The 14588-nt window shown below is 56.9% G+C and carries 12 protein-coding genes and 1 tRNA gene; 9 read left to right on the top strand and 4 right to left on the bottom strand.

The genetic code is table 11. The annotated features are described in order from the left end of the window. Positions 1 to 3: 3 nt before the first annotated feature. From I6G90_RS00510 to I6G90_RS00500, 3 genes are read right to left on the bottom strand one after another with little or no spacing between them, the layout of a single operon-like run. Positions 4 to 1479, bottom strand: coding sequence for a leucyl aminopeptidase family protein (locus I6G90_RS00510; protein WP_197929209.1), 1476 nt, complete (start codon positions 1477 to 1479; stop codon positions 4 to 6). Beyond that, positions 1472 to 2449: a N(4)-(beta-N-acetylglucosaminyl)-L-asparaginase gene (locus I6G90_RS00505; RefSeq protein ID WP_197929207.1), complete on the bottom strand. Its 978-nt coding sequence runs from the start codon at positions 2447 to 2449 to the stop codon at positions 1472 to 1474. The genes I6G90_RS00510 and I6G90_RS00505 overlap by 8 nt, the downstream gene beginning before the upstream one ends. After that, positions 2442 to 3776: a PTS sugar transporter subunit IIC gene (locus I6G90_RS00500; protein ID WP_197929205.1), complete on the bottom strand. Its 1335-nt coding sequence runs from the start codon at positions 3774 to 3776 to the stop codon at positions 2442 to 2444. Before I6G90_RS00500 ends, I6G90_RS00505 begins: the two co-directional genes overlap by 8 nt. Before the next feature lie 797 nt (positions 3777 to 4573). Between I6G90_RS00500 and I6G90_RS00495 the strand changes: the two genes are divergently transcribed. The 8 genes from I6G90_RS00495 (at position 4574) to I6G90_RS00460 (ending at position 13319) form a co-directional block, all read left to right on the top strand. Then, positions 4574 to 4891 carry a PTS sugar transporter subunit IIB gene (locus I6G90_RS00495; RefSeq protein ID WP_075113377.1) on the top strand — a complete coding sequence of 106 codons (318 nt, stop codon included), beginning with the start codon at positions 4574 to 4576 and terminating at the stop codon, positions 4889 to 4891. A 15-nt stretch (positions 4892 to 4906) separates the two neighbouring features. Then, positions 4907 to 6268, top strand: a complete 1362-nt coding sequence (gene chbC / locus I6G90_RS00490; protein ID WP_075113378.1) for a PTS N,N'-diacetylchitobiose transporter subunit IIC — start codon at positions 4907 to 4909, stop codon at positions 6266 to 6268. A gap of 68 nt (positions 6269 to 6336) precedes the next feature. Next, positions 6337 to 7719: a glycoside hydrolase family 1 protein gene (locus tag I6G90_RS00485; RefSeq protein WP_197929203.1), complete on the top strand. Its 1383-nt coding sequence runs from the start codon at positions 6337 to 6339 to the stop codon at positions 7717 to 7719. A gap of 36 nt (positions 7720 to 7755) precedes the next feature. Next, positions 7756 to 8109 (top strand): PTS N,N'-diacetylchitobiose transporter subunit IIA, encoded by a 354-nt coding sequence (gene chbA / locus I6G90_RS00480; protein ID WP_042009863.1) that lies wholly within the window; start codon positions 7756 to 7758, stop codon positions 8107 to 8109. 54 nt (positions 8110 to 8163) lie between these two features. After that, entirely contained in the window at positions 8164 to 8991 is an 828-nt protein-coding gene (chbR, locus tag I6G90_RS00475; RefSeq protein ID WP_139728316.1) for a transcriptional regulator ChbR, read from the top strand. Between the two features lie 149 nt (positions 8992 to 9140). Beyond that, positions 9141 to 10487, top strand: a complete 1347-nt coding sequence (locus tag I6G90_RS00470; protein WP_197929201.1) for a 6-phospho-beta-glucosidase — start codon at positions 9141 to 9143, stop codon at positions 10485 to 10487. Between the two features lie 53 nt (positions 10488 to 10540). Then, positions 10541 to 11317, top strand: a complete 777-nt coding sequence (gene chbG / locus I6G90_RS00465; protein ID WP_197929199.1) for a chitin disaccharide deacetylase — start codon at positions 10541 to 10543, stop codon at positions 11315 to 11317. A 196-nt stretch (positions 11318 to 11513) separates the two neighbouring features. Beyond that, a complete protein-coding gene (locus I6G90_RS00460) occupies positions 11514 to 13319 on the top strand; it encodes an amidohydrolase (RefSeq protein ID WP_197929197.1) in 1806 nt (601 codons plus the stop codon). Between the two features lie 104 nt (positions 13320 to 13423). Here the strand turns inward: I6G90_RS00460 and I6G90_RS00455 are convergent. Beyond that, positions 13424 to 13511 (bottom strand) — tRNA-Ser (locus tag I6G90_RS00455). Between the two features lie 209 nt (positions 13512 to 13720). Here I6G90_RS00455 and I6G90_RS00450 point away from each other — a divergent pair. Then, complete coding sequence (locus I6G90_RS00450; RefSeq protein ID WP_042061979.1) at positions 13721 to 14377, top strand: Bax inhibitor-1/YccA family protein; 657 nt, start codon at positions 13721 to 13723, stop codon at positions 14375 to 14377. Positions 14378 to 14588: the final 211 nt, after the last annotated feature.

Raw genomic sequence — 14588 nt, 5'->3', positions numbered from 1 at the left:
TGCTCACCCATTCATGGCGGGCGCGATTTGCTGGATTAGAAATTCCGTCAACAAGGGGATAGGGCGACCACTGGCCTGGGTATAGTCACCACGGCGCAGTGCGGTACCACTCACATCCAGATGAGCCCATGGACGGTCGCCACAGAATTTACTCAGAAAATAGCCCGCAGAGACAGCAATGGCCGCGTTATTAGGGGGAGTATTAGTGAAATCTGCTATATAGCTCTTGATTTGCGGTTCAAAACTGTCGTCAAACGGCAATGCCCATAGACGATCCCGACTCGACTCAGCCGCCCGGGTCAAGGCAGAGCCCAACGCAGGATCATTACTCATCAAGCCGCTGATGTCATAACCCAACGCCTTGACGACGGCACCGGTCAGCGTGGCCACATCGATAATGCAGCGAGGAGAGAGCTGACGATCCGCAAAGGCAATCCCGTCCGCCAATACCAGCCGCCCCTCGGCATCGGTGTTGATGATTTCGACCGTGTGACCAGCATAGGTGGTGACGACATCGCCAGGCCGCATGGCGCGATCCGTTGGCATGTTTTCAGCCAATACCAGTACGGCATCCAGATTGAGCGGCAGCGCCAAACGTCGCACGGTATCAATCAGTCCGAATACCACGGCTGCACCGCACATATCGTACTTCATGGTACGCATGCCTTCGCCCTCTTTGAGCCAGAGGCCGCCGCTGTCAAAGGTAACCCCCTTGCCCACTACCGCGTAAGGTTGGGCATCACCGCCCCCCCGATAACGCAGCAAGATCAGGCGGGGAGGATTCAAGCTCCCCTTGCCAACCGCATGCAATGCCCCCAATCCCAAGGTACGGATCGCCTCCTCATCGAGAATCTCACAGCTGACCTCGTCATGCTGAGCGGCATAGCTCGCTAACTCATCGGCCACACTCACAGGTGTACAATCCTGGCTTGGCCGATCAGCCATACGACGCGCAAGTCGCATCCCGCAGCTGATGGCACAACACTCCTTCAGCAGCGCCTCGGCCAATGGATACTGCTCTGGCGCAGCCAGTAGCCGCAGTGCCGGCTCTGCACGGCTTGGGGCGGATCGATAACCGAGCAGAGGCAGTTGGTAGAACTGGTTTTGCAACGTGACGATGCAGTGGCGCAGCGCAGCCCGTTGCGCCGGGTTTTCCAGCGAAAAGGGGGTGATGTCGAGGGCAACGCACCCGGTTCCGTCAGCGGGTACTGCACGGATCAATACATCGGTCATCTCGCGCAATCCCGCCTGCTCCAGCAGCGTCTGATGGTCGGCCGCCAGCCAGGTCAGACGCTGGCACAGCCCCGCCAACCCGACATCGAGCGTGGTGCTCTGACGACCGTTCAACTCAGCCAATAGTGTCGCGATGGGCTGCAAGACAGCTTGCTCCCGATAGCCATGAGCCCCCCCCTGCCACAGCAGCAAATGCGCCGTCGCAGGCAAAGGGGTAGACCAGAGCGTGACTGATGCATCAAGCATGATGGGGTTCCTCCACGGGGGCGCTGATACGGGCGAGATAGGCATTCAGCCAAGTCTCATCCGCCTCGCTGTAGAGGGTATGATCGCCTTCACGCCGAGCCAGAAAAACCGTTGGTGCAAGGGTGTGGTTGGCCACGACAAAAGAGAAGCTGTCGATATTGGTTGCCGCACCAAACTCGCCTTCACGATTCATGCAGACAACCGACAGGTCACCGGCACGCCCATAACGGGCCAACAGACGGGCTTCCAGCTCATAGACGGCAGACTCAGCCGCCATCTGCGGCGTCATCCCCCGTCCCATGCGTTGAACAATCTCGTAACTGATGCATCCCTTCATCAAGTCTTCACCCAGGCCAGTGGCCGTCGCGGCCCCCATGGTGCTGTCGGCATAAAAACCACTACCGGAGACCGGGGAGTCTCCCACCCGTCCTGGCCGCTTCATAAAGAGACCGCTGGTTGAAGTTGCTACACAAATCTTGCTGTTTTGGTCCAGGGTAATCATCCCGACTGTGTCATGCCCTGTATAAGGGTTGAGGCCACGAGCAAGTGTTTCTCGGCAACGCTTGCGATAGTGCTGCAAAGCCCGTTCGGTCAACATCTGTTTTTGCTCGAATCCCTTGTGGATAGCCCACTGTTCCGCACCGCCACCCACCATGAAACTGTTGAATCGCTCTTCGCTCAACGCCGCAGCGATCAAGACCGGATTGGCCAGATTGCGTACGCCAGCTACAGCGCCCATGGCCAATGAGTCGCCATCCATGAAGGCGGCATCCAGCTCCACTTCACCATCCTGATTTGGCAAGCCACCGTACCCGACTGACTTGTAGAGTGGGTAATCCTCTACCTGTTTGACTGCTTGCAATACGGCAGAGCGGGCATCCCCTTTGTCAGCCAGCAGTTTTGCACTGGCACTCAGGCCTTCGTAAGCCATCCGCCAGGTGGCGATAATGCCCCATTGATGATTAACCATTGCTTACCTTCTTATGCGATTGAAGTGAATGTGACGACTCCCCATGATGTTCGGCCGGGTGCTCTGCCGCCTGATACTGGCGATCCAGAACCTTGAGGAAAGGCAGATAAATCATGGCGCCAATCACCAGATTGAATAACTGGATGAGGGCTCCACTCAGATGGCCAGTGACAATAAAACCACTGATGACAGGGGGCAGCGTCCAGGGGATATAAACCCCGGTTGTCGTTGAGACCACACCCGATGCCATCGAGATGTACTGAATAGTCACCAGTACCACAGGAACCAGATTGAACGGGATCAGCATGATGGGGTTCATGATGACCGGAAGGCCAAACAGGATGGGTTCGTTGATATTGAAGATGGAGGAACCAGCGGCCAGTCGGGTCATTTTCTTGATGTGCTGGCTACGGGCAAAAATGAGCATTGCCAGCACCAACGACAAGGTCGCCCCTGATCCCCCCATCCAGATCATGTCGTAAAACTGCTCTGTGACAACGTGAGGGGGCATCAAGCCGGCATGGGTAGCTGCCAAGTTTTCTGCCTGATTGTCCATCCAGAAGGGACGCAAGATCCCGTTAATCATGGAACCGGAATTAATCCCGACCGACCAGAGCGAGCTGATGCTGAGCACCGTCAAAATCGCACCAAAATAGGACGTCCCAAAATGGCGAACCGGCATTGCAATAACGGAGTAGATAAACTCATGAATGGTGTTGTAAGAGGTAGCTGCAAAGAAGACCCGGATGGCCAGAGCCATGGAAAGAATGATCAACGCAGGGATAAGCGCAGCAAATGACTTCTGTACCGCTGGTGGCACCCCCTCCGGCATTTTGATCACAATGTTGCGACGCAAGAATAAGGTGAAGGTCTCAGTCCAGACAATGGCCCCCAACATGGCAACAAACAGTCCTTTGGAACCGATCCACTCCATCGGAATCACTGCTGCCCCATGCGCATCCACGCTAAATGGTGTCAGGATGAGAAAACAGGAGAGAGACAGGATCCCGGCAGAACTCTTGTCGATATCATTACGCTCAGCCAGACGATAGGCCACCAGATAAGAGATAAACAGAGCCATCGTCGAGAAGATGGCATTGAACGGGATCTCAATCGTGCTCCCCCACTGTTCACCAAATATGGATGCCATGAAGGCTTTATAACTGTCGCTGGGGAACGATGAGATAACCAACAATATCGAACCAACGATGATGAATGGCATAAACGAGATATAGCCATCCCGAATTGCCCCCAAATGACGCTGTTGAGCAAGGCGCCCTGCCAGCGGCATCAATTTGCTTTCTATCAATCCGACCACGCTTTTCATCTGCGTTCCCCAAGCCACTAAAAAAAAGTAATCATCCGATACAATGCGTCATACGTGATTATGCTAATCCATAAAGACGGTTTTTTTCGTGATTTAAATCACGACACCGACACCAAAGTATCACTTGATTGCTGAAAAATTATTGAGCTCCTTATACAGGAGTAAACGGGCTAAATAGCGGGCTCTCGTCGCTCGAAAGTGGTCTGTTGACCGGGTATCTGTGTTGTTACTTCTTGCGGGGTATGCAGGAGGACGCCCCGCCCCGACCTCATCACCACCCAGTTTGAAGTGGCATGAAGTGAAACTCTGCGCCATCGACACATCACAGAAGCGGCTGGTTTTGGTCACCACAACTTCAGCTGCGAATAAAATTGTCAATTAGCACACACTTCATTACTGGTAGCGAACCTCTGAGCCAAAAAAGCAAAATATCAACCACGTTGCACATTTCTAAAAATGTGATCTCTCGCCAGTTATGAGTGTTTTATATAAAAAGTAGAATGCCACATCTCATGAAAAACTTTAATTACATGAAAAATAACAACTTATTTATTTACTGCATCATCTAGGCCTGCTGTTTTTTGTGTACTCACTCTGATCCCCACCCTCAAAAATGTGAGCAACGGCAAAACAGATGGTCAACCAAAGACTATTGATATAAATATCGAAATACCAAGTGAAAACTAGGGATCGATACAATGAGGTCAACTGAAGATGATTGATTTGTCTTGCTAGTGCGACAAACAAGCATCTCGACCGATCTGTTCATTTGGTTTTCAAGCGTTGAGGGAAGAGTTATGGAAAAGAAGCGTATCTACCTGTTTTGCTCTGCCGGGATGTCCACGTCACTGCTGGTCTCAAAGATGAAAGCGCAGGCGGAAAAATATGATGTGCCGGTGCTGATCGATGCCTACCCGGAGACCCTGGCCGGTGAGAAGGGGCAGGATGCCGACCTGGTACTGCTGGGCCCGCAAATCGCCTACATGCTGCCTGACATCCAGCAACAGCTGCCGGGCAAGCCGGTTGAGGTGATCGACACCCTGCTCTACGGCAAGGTCGACGGGCTGGGTGTGCTGAAGGCTGCCGTCGCCTCCATCAAGAAGAGCCTCGCATAGGTTAAGGAGATCCCTGTGAGCAACATCATCGCATCGTTGGAAAAAGTCGTTCTGCCCATCGCCGTCAAGATGGGTAAGCAGCCTCATGTCAACGCCATCAAGAACGGCTTTATCAAAATGATGCCCCTCTCTCTGGTCGGGGCAATGTTTATCCTCATCAATAGTGTTTTTCTGAGCTTTGGCGAAGGTTCCTTCTTCTACTCCATCGGGATACGGCTCGATCCCGCCACCATTGCCATTCTGGACGGGCTCAAAGGAATTGGTGGTAACGTCTATAACGGCACCATGGGGATCATGTCCCTGATGACCCCCTTCTTTATCGGTATGGCGATGGCGGAAGAGCGCAAGGCCGATCCCTTGGCCGCCGGCCTGCTCGCGGTGGCAGCCTTTATGACAGTCACACCGTTCAGCGTGGGCGACGCCTATGCGGTTGGCGCCAACTGGCTGGGTGGTACCAATGTCATCTCCGGCATGTTGCTCGGTATTGGTGTTGCCGAAGTGTTTGCTTTTATCGTCCGTCGCAACTGGGTCATCACCCTGCCAGACAGCGTACCGGCCTCGGTCTCCCGCTCCTTCTCTGCGCTGATCCCGGGCTTTATCATCCTCTCCATCATGGGGGTAATTGCCTATCTGCTGAACGGCGTCGGTACCAACTTCCACCAGCTGATCATGGACAATATTTCCAAACCTTTGTCCAACATGAGTGACTTGGTAGGCTGGATCTACGTGGTCTTCTCCTCCTTCCTCTGGTTCTTCGGTGTGCACGGTATGTTGGCACTCACCGCGCTGGAGTCCGGCGTACTGGGCCCCTTCACACTCGAAAACATCGATCTATTCAACCGTTACGGTTCAGTTGACGCAGCAATCGCAGCTGGTCATCAGTTCCATTTCTGGGCCAAGCCGATCACCGACTCCTTCGTCTTCCTTGGCGGTACCGGTGCCACATTGGGCCTCATCATCGCCATCTTTATGGTCTCCCGCCGCGATGACTACCGTCAGGTCGCCAAACTGGGTCTGCCAGCAGGCATGTTCCAGATCAACGAGCCCATCCTGTTTGGCTTGCCAGTCATCATGAACCCCGTCTTGATGGTGCCATTCCTGCTGGTGCACCCGGTACTGATGGGGATCACCATGGCGGCCTACTCCGCCGGGATCATCCCGCCCATCACCAACACAGCGCCATGGACCATGCCAACCGGCCTGATGGCTTTTTTCACCACCAACGGCAGCGTGGCCGCCTTCTGTCTGGCGATATTCAACCTGGGGGTCGCCACCCTGATGTATATGCCTTTCGTGCTGATTGCCAACAAGGCGCAGAACGTCATCGATGAAGAAGAGGAGAGCGAGGAGGATATCGCTCTGGCCCTGAAGTTCTGATAACAGCCATTCAAATGACAGCAAGGGAGGAGCAAGCCTCCTCCCCTAACAGCCTGGAGAAATCACCCATGCAGTATCGTTTTCCGGATAACTTCTGGTGGGGCAGCGCCAGCTCGGCCCCGCAGATGGAAGGCGCCGCCAACCGCGGCGGCAAATCCGCCAATATCTTTGACTACTGGTTCTCTATCGAGCCCGAGCGTTTCCACAACGGGGTCGGTCCGACCGATGCCTCTACCTTCTATGACAACTTCGAGAGTGACATCAAGCTGCTCAAACAGGTTGGACACAACAGCTTTCGCACCTCCATCTCCTGGTCACGGCTGATCCCGGACGGCGTGGGCGAAGTTAATCAGGAGGCGGTCAGCTTCTACCACGCCGTCTTCGATCGGCTGCTGGCCGAGGGGATCACCCCGCTGATCAACCTCTACCACTTCGACATGCCGATGTGCATGCAAGAGCGTGGCGGCTGGGAGAGTCGGGAAGTGGTGGCCGCCTATGTGCGCTATGCCACCCGCTGCTTCGACCTGTTTGGCGGCCGAGTCAAACACTGGTTCACCTTCAACGAACCGATCGTGCCGGTCGAGTGTGGCTATCTTGGCCACTATCACTACCCCTGCGTGGTCGATTTTGGCCGGGCGGCCACCGTTGCCTACCACACCGCGCTGGCCCATGCCGGTGCCGTACAGGCCTATCGCGCCTGTCAGCATGATGGCGAGATCGGCATCATCCTCAACCTGAGCCCGACCTATCCCCGTTCGCAGGATCCGGCAGATCTCGCCGCCTCCCGCATCGCGGATCTGCTGCTCAACAAGAGCTTCCTCGATCCGGCCATGAAGGGGAGCTATGACCCCGAGCTGGTCGCCCTGCTGGCGCAGTATGACTTGCTGCCGCAGATCGAAGAGGGTGACAAGGCACTGCTCGCCGCCGGTAAGGTGGATATCCTCGGCATCAACTACTACCAGCCACGCCGGATCAAGGCCAAAGAGGAACCCTGTCAGGGGGTGCCCCGCACCCCTGACGACCTGTTCGACTACTACAAGATGCCGGGTCGCAAGATGAACCCCCACCGCGGCTGGGAGATTTACGAAAAAGGGATCTACGACATCCTCACCGAGTTGCGAGTCAACTATGGCAACCTGCCCTGCTACATCTCGGAGAACGGCATGGGGGTAGAAGGGGAAGATCGCTTTATCGGCCCCGAGGGTCGGGTGGAGGATGACTACCGCATCCAGTTCATTCGCGAACACCTCGAGTGGCTGCATCTCGCCCTGGAAGAGGGCAGCGCCTGCCGCGGCTACCACCTGTGGACCTTTATCGACAACTGGTCGTGGCTCAACGCCTACAAGAACCGTTACGGCCTGATCCGCCTCGATCTGGAGAGCCAGCAGCGCACCATCAAGAAGAGCGGCTACTGGTTTGCCGAGGTAGCGCGCAACCATGGTTTTAATTAACGGTTTCAATTGACGCATTCACGTAAGGAACGACACATGTTCGATCTGGACAACATCACTGAAGAGGCCGCCACCTGCAACGATCTGGAAGAGGTGGTGATGGGGCTCATCATCAACTCCGGGCAGGCCCGCAGTCTCGCCTACACCGCGCTGAAAAAAGCCAAGGAGGGGGATCTGGCCGCAGCTCATCAGCTGATGGCCCAATCCCGCGAGGCACTCAATGCCGCCCATCTGGTGCAGACCCAGCTGATCGAGGATGATCAGGGCGAAGGCAAGATCCCGGTCACCCTGGTGCTGGTCCATGCCCAGGATCACCTGATGACCTCCATGCTGGCCCGTGAGCTAATCAGCGAGCTGATCGAGCTGCACGAAAAGCTGCAGAATAAATGACCTCCGGACGGGGCGCTAAGCCCCGTCATCGGCCCGCAGATCAGGAAATAACTCATGAGCGTCAAAACAATCCGGGAAACCGAACTGTTTAACAACAAACCGTTCCAGATGTTCATCTACAACAAGCAGGTGAGCGGAACCGGTTTGCACCAGCACGACTATTACGAGTTCACCCTGGTACTGACCGGTCGTTACTATCAGGAGGTCAACGGCAAGCGGGTGCTGCTGGAGCGGGGGGACGTGGTGTTTATTCCGCTCGGCTCCCGCCATCAAAGCTTCTACGAGTTCGGCACCACCCGCATCTTCAACGTCGGGATCACCCGCACCTATTTCGACGAGCACTTCAAATACCTGCTGCCGGAGCACTTCGTCGCCTCTCAGGCCTATGCGCTCAAGAGCGAGTTCCTCAGCTACATCGAGTCGGTGCTGGTCTCGCCGGGCTTTCGGGAAGAGGCGCTGACCGAATTTCTCGAAGTGGTGACCTACGCGGTGATGAACCGGCTGCGTCACTACAAAGACAATTCCGCCAGCGATGATCTTCCGCTCTGGCTGCACGAAACCGTGGAGCGGATGCACGATCGCCCCCTCTTTGCCGAGGATGCGCTGGCCAACATGGTCTCCCTCTGTGGCAAGAGCCAGGAGTATCTGACCCGGGCCACCCGGCGCTACTACAACAAGACGCCGATGCAGATCATCAACGAGATCCGGATCAACTACGCCAAGATGCAGCTGGAGGTGACCAACAACTCGGTGGCCGATATCGCCTTCGAGACCGGCTACAACGACGTCAGCCTCTTTATCAAAAACTTCAAGAAGCTCACCTCGTTTACCCCGGGCAGTTACCGCAAATATCTCTACCCGAAATTTGAAAGCCCGGCCTGATGCCGGCCCTTAACTCCATGTAAATAGAACCGATTGCAATACAAAGCACCGAACATGACCAGCCCCTGCCACAGGTGGCTGCGGCCCCTCTCACCCTGACGATAGAGCGGCCACCATCAAACCGATAGAGATCGATGAAAGAGGGATTTATGAGCGAGAAGATCAAGGTAGTCACCATTGGCGGCGGCAGCAGCTACACCCCCGAGCTGGTCGATGGTTTCATCAAGCGCTATGCCGAGCTGCCCATCAGCGAGCTGTGGCTGGTGGATATCCCCGCAGGCGAAGAGAAACTGAACATCATCTTCGACCTCTGCCAGCGGATGATCCGGCAGGCGGGCATCCCCATGACACTGCACAAGACGCTGGATCGCCGCGAGGCACTGGTGGGCGCCCACTTCGTCACCACCCAGCTGCGGGTCGGCCAGCTGCAGGCGCGGGAGAAGGATGAGCGTATCCCCTTGAGCCACGGCATGTTGGGGCAGGAGACCAACGGCGCAGGCGGCCTGTTCAAGGGGCTGCGCACCATTCCGGTCATCTTCGACATCATCCGCGACGTGGAGGAGCTTTGCCCGGATGCCTGGCTGATTAACTTCACCAATCCGGCCGGCATGGTGACCGAAGCAGTGCGCCGTCATACCAACTTCCGCCGCTTTATCGGGGTGTGCAACATTCCGGTCGGCATGCAGATGTTTGTGCGCGATGCCCTCCAGCTCACCGAGCGGGATCACCTCTCGATGGACTTGTTCGGCCTCAACCATCTGGTCTTTATCGGCGATGTATTGGTCAACGGCGAATCCCGCTTTGACGAGCTACTGGAAGGGGTCGCCGATGGCAGCCTCACCCGCGCCAGCTCGGTCAAAAACATCTTCGATCTGCCGTTCGACCCCGGTTTTATCCGCGGTCTGCGCCTGCTCCCCTGCTCCTACCTGCGTTACTACTTCAAGGAGAAAGAGATGCTGGGGATCGAGATGGGCGAGTTCTACAAGGGCGGCGCCCGGGCTCAAGTCGTGCAGCAGGTCGAGAAGAAGCTGTTCGAGCTCTACCAGAACCCCGCGCTGTGCGAAAAGCCCAAGGAGCTGGAGCTGCGTGGCGGCGCCTACTACTCCGATGCGGCCTGCGAGGTGATCAGCGCCATCTACAACGACAAGCAGAGCGAGCACTACGTCATCGTGCCCCATCAGGGCCATGTCACCAATATTCCGGCCGACTGGACGGTGGAGATGAGCTGCCTGATCGGGCGTGATGGCGCCATTCCCCATCCGCGCCTCACCCGCTTTGACGACAAGGTGAACGGGCTGGTACACCTCATCAAGAGCTTCGAGATCGCCGCCGCCAAGGCCGCCATCAGCGGCGACTTCGACGACCTGCTGTTGGCGATGAACCTCAACCCGCTGATCCACTCCGACAACGATGCCCGCATCGTCGCCCGCGAGCTGCTGCTGGCCCACCGCGAACACCTGCCCAACTTCGCCGCCGCCATCGACGCCCTCGCCTGAGGCCAGCACGCCCCGCCCGAACCGGCGGGGCGCTTAACCGCAAGGGAATCCTCATGAGCAAGAGATTGATCATCAACGCCGACGACTTCGGCCTCTGCCGCGCCCAGAACTACGGCATCGTAGAGGCGTTCGAACACGGGGTCGTCAGCTCCACCACTGCGATTGTCACCTCCCCCGCCATTGAACACGCCGCCTGGCTGGCCGAACGCTTCCCCAAACTGCCAGTCGGGCTGCACTTTATGCTCAGCTGGGGAAAACCGCTTACCCCGCTCACCTCTCTGGTGAACGAGCTGGGCGAGCTCAACAAGGGGATCTGGCACAAGAGCGAGGTGGGAGAGCTGGATCTGGCCGAGATATCCGGCGAGCTGGCGAGTCAGTATCAGCGCTTTGTCGCGATCTTCGGCCAGCAGCCGACCCATATCGACAGCCACCACCATGTTCATATGTTGCCGACACTCTACCCGCTGGTGGAGGCTTTCGCCAAGGCGCATGGCCTGCCCCTTCGCATCGACCGGGGCGAAATAGCCCGCCACTGCCTGACCGTCACCCACCCGCAGAGCTGCGATCGGTTCGACGACCGCTTCTATAGCGCATATGGCGCGCAACTGACCCAAAACAGCCTGCTGCAACTGCTCGATGAGGCCAGTGAACAGGGGGCCCATTCGCTTGAGATCATGTGCCACCCCTCCTTTATCGATCTCGAGATGCAGGGCAGCTCCTACTGCCAGCCCCGCCTCAACGAACTGGCGATCCTGACCGACCCGTCCCTGCCCGCCCTTATCGCCGAACGCGGCTACCGTCTGACCAGCTATCGGGAGTGGCAACTGTAATAGTGATGACAAGGGGAGCCGGTACGGGGCCAGGGAGTGGCCTGTGCTTTTGTGACGGGGCCGGTAAATTTACTGCTGCGTCACATTTGAGTGGGGTATATCCTTGTATAATCTGCACATTTCCTTCACAACCTGCCTGATTGGGCAAATGCCGTGATCCTTCCCCCCAGTGACCTTTCAGCATGGAGCATGTCACATGAAAATCACCCCTATCGCCCTCGCCTTGCTGGCGGCCAGTTCGGCCAATGCCGCAAGCCCGGCAAAACCCACCGCCCAGACCATTTATCTCGGTGGCGATATCGTTACCGTCAATGATGCGGCTCCGACGGCGCAGGCGCTGGCCATCAAAGATGGCCGGATCCTGGCGCTGGGCAGCGAAGCCGACATTCTCACGCTGCGTGATGAAGGAACCCGAGTGGTCAACCTGCAGGGCAAGACCCTGATCCCGGGCTTTATCGATGCCCATGGTCATGTGTTCAATACCGGGATCCAGGCGCTCTCCGCCAATCTGCTGGCACCACCGGATGGGGCGGTAAACAGCATTGCGGCCCTGCAACAATCGCTGCGAAATTGGGTCGCCAAGCCGCAAAACAAGGCGCACGGGATCATACTGGGTTTCGGTTATGACGACTCACAGCTCAAGGAGGGACGCCATCCTACTCGTCAGGAGCTGGATGCCGTATCACAAGATCTCCCTGTGCTCATCATTCACCAGTCGGGTCACCTCGCAACCCTCAATAGCAAGGCGCTGGCGCTGGCCGGATTCGGGCCTGACAGCAAGGATCCGGAAGGGGGCAAGATCCGCCGTGAAGCGGACGGCAAAACGCCCAATGGGGTACTGGAGGAGACGGCCTTCTTTGGCACCTTGATGTCGATGTTCGCCAACTTGAATGACAGAGAAAACGAGGCAATTTTCAAGGCAGGCATGACACTCTATGCCAGCTTCGGTTACACCACGGCTCAGGAGGGACGCGCCTCTACCTCCGCGGTCAAGACCATGTACCAGCTGGCCCAGAAAGCCAAGCTGCCCCTCGATGTCGCGGCCTATCCCGATATCCAGATTGCGCGGGATGTCATCGCCCCGCCCTACTACTCCAGCAGCTATATGAACGGGTTCCGCGTCGCGGGAGCCAAGCTCAACCTCGATGGATCCCCTCAGGGCAAGACTGCCTGGCTGACCCAGCCCTATTTTGTTCCACCAGCCGGGCAAAAGGCCGATTACAAGGGCTATCCCAGCATGAGCGACGAACAGGCCGCCAGCTATATCGAACTGGCGCAGCGCAATGGTTGGCAACTGCTCACCCACGTCAACGGTGATGCAGCCATCGATCAGCTGATCAAGGGGATTGAGGCCAGCGAGAAGCAACATGGCAAGCCGGATCGTGGCTTCGTCGCCATCCATGCCCAGACCGCCCGCAAGGATCAGGTCGCCTCATTCCAGCGACTCGGTATCTTCCCCTCCTTCTTTCCGATGCATACCTTCTACTGGGGGGATTGGCACAGTGACTCTGTGCTTGGCAAAGAGCGGGCACAACACATCTCTCCCACCGGATGGGCTCGTGAACTGGGGATGATCTTCACCTCCCACCACGACTCTCCGGTGGCGCTGCCTGACGCCATGCGGGTCTATTATGCGACCGTCAACCGGATCAGTCGTACCGGGCGCCTTATCGGGCCGGATCAACGGGTCTCCGCTCTGGATGGACTGAAGGCACAGACACTGTGGGCGGCAACCCAATACAAGGAGGAACACGACAAAGGTTCTCTGGAGGTCGGCAAGCTGGCAGACCTGGTGGTGCTCTCGGCAAACCCGCTCAAGGTCAAACCCGAAACTTTGGCCGATATCCGGATCGAAGAGACGATAAAGGAGGGGGTCTCCATCTACCAACGTGACGGACAGACAGCTCAGGAGTCCACAGGCTGTACGGACTCTGCACGCTGCAGTGCGGTGGCCACCACCGCGATGGTGGCAGCAGGCCTATTGCATCATCAACCACACTAGGCCCCATGGCCTGACGCCTTCCAGCGTTGGGCCATGCCTTTACCACCAAAACCGCAGATACGAAAAAACCCAAGCGATTGAATCGCTTGGGCTTTCTCTTAATATGGCGGAGGAGGTGGGATTTGAACCCACGGATGGTCGCCCATCGCCGGTTTTCAAGACCGGTGCATTCAGCCGCTCTGCCACCCCTCCGAACGGCGTGCATACTACGCTAAGCCCTTGTTCATATGCAATACATATTTCCTGTGGGATAGTATGCGGGAGCAAAATGGCAGGTGGCTTGAAATTGTTCCTCGTCATCCCTATTTGTTCTACATACAATGCCTATTACATGCAGTAACAAACAGCGATCACGAGGCGGCCGCTCGCCGTCTCACCCGGACATCAAGAGGACACCCAAGATGGATACCCGTTCTATCTACACTGGCACCCAAAGTGCCGTACGCGATACCAACAAGGTGCTGCGTAACACCTATATGCTGCTCTCCCTCACTCTGGGCTTCTCTGCCGTGGTGGCGGGCATCGCTACCGTGATGAACATGCCGCCGCTGCACTGGGCCGTGTTCCTGATCGGCGTCTACGGTCTGATGTTCCTGACCGAGAAGAATCGCAACAACGGCATGGGGCTGGTATTCACCTTCGCCCTGACCGGTCTGCTGGGCTATAGCCTGGGCCCCATCATCAACATGTACATGAACAATGGTGGTGGCGAGATCGTGATGACCGCCCTTGGCGGCACCGCGCTCACCTTCTTCGGTCTGTCGGCCTATGCCCTGACCACCAAGCGTGACCTCTCCTTCATCGGCGGCATGCTGTTCGTCGGTTTCTGGGTATTGCTGGTGGCCATGGTGGCCAACATCTTCCTGCAGATGAGCGCCCTGAGCCTGGCCCTGTCCGCCATGTTCATGCTGTTCTCTTCCGGCGCCATCCTGCTGACGACCCAGCAGATCGTGCGCGGCGGCGAGACCAACTACATCTCTGCGACCGTCACCCTGTATGTTTCCATCTACAACATCTTCCTGAGCTTGCTGAGCCTGCTTGGCGGCAACCGCAACTAATCAGAAACCCCGCTTCGGCGGGGTTTTTATTGGCTCCTCTTTCTGTCAGGATAAGTTGTAAATCAAGGATATGAAGCGAAGTGGCCCTGATTTGGATCAGGGCCACTTCGCGCTTGGCGGGTTACTATCTCGCTCTCGTTTCGATCAAGGGTTTCACCTGTCTCATGCCGATGGATCTCTCTGGCCTGCTGCGCCGACTGCTGACTGATAG

Origin of the sequence: Aeromonas allosaccharophila (assembly GCF_016026615.1) — a bacterium.
Classification (GTDB): domain Bacteria; phylum Pseudomonadota; class Gammaproteobacteria; order Enterobacterales; family Aeromonadaceae; genus Aeromonas; species Aeromonas allosaccharophila.
Note: the sequence above shows the minus strand (reverse complement) of the source record. Positions and strands in the feature narration are given on the sequence as shown.

Coding starts and splice junctions, on each gene's coding strand:
- I6G90_RS00510 (WP_197929209.1), bottom strand. CDS start 1,479: ATGCTTGATGCATCAGTCACGCTCTGGTCTACCCCTTTGCCTGCGACG.
- I6G90_RS00505 (WP_197929207.1), bottom strand. CDS start 2,449: ATGGTTAATCATCAATGGGGCATTATCGCCACCTGGCGGATGGCTTAC.
- I6G90_RS00500 (WP_197929205.1), bottom strand. CDS start 3,776: ATGAAAAGCGTGGTCGGATTGATAGAAAGCAAATTGATGCCGCTGGCA.
- I6G90_RS00495 (WP_075113377.1), top strand. CDS start 4,574: ATGGAAAAGAAGCGTATCTACCTGTTTTGCTCTGCCGGGATGTCCACG.
- I6G90_RS00485 (WP_197929203.1), top strand. CDS start 6,337: ATGCAGTATCGTTTTCCGGATAACTTCTGGTGGGGCAGCGCCAGCTCG.
- chbA (WP_042009863.1), top strand. CDS start 7,756: ATGTTCGATCTGGACAACATCACTGAAGAGGCCGCCACCTGCAACGAT.
- chbR (WP_139728316.1), top strand. CDS start 8,164: ATGAGCGTCAAAACAATCCGGGAAACCGAACTGTTTAACAACAAACCG.
- I6G90_RS00470 (WP_197929201.1), top strand. CDS start 9,141: ATGAGCGAGAAGATCAAGGTAGTCACCATTGGCGGCGGCAGCAGCTAC.
- chbG (WP_197929199.1), top strand. CDS start 10,541: ATGAGCAAGAGATTGATCATCAACGCCGACGACTTCGGCCTCTGCCGC.
- I6G90_RS00460 (WP_197929197.1), top strand. CDS start 11,514: ATGAAAATCACCCCTATCGCCCTCGCCTTGCTGGCGGCCAGTTCGGCC.
- I6G90_RS00450 (WP_042061979.1), top strand. CDS start 13,721: ATGGATACCCGTTCTATCTACACTGGCACCCAAAGTGCCGTACGCGAT.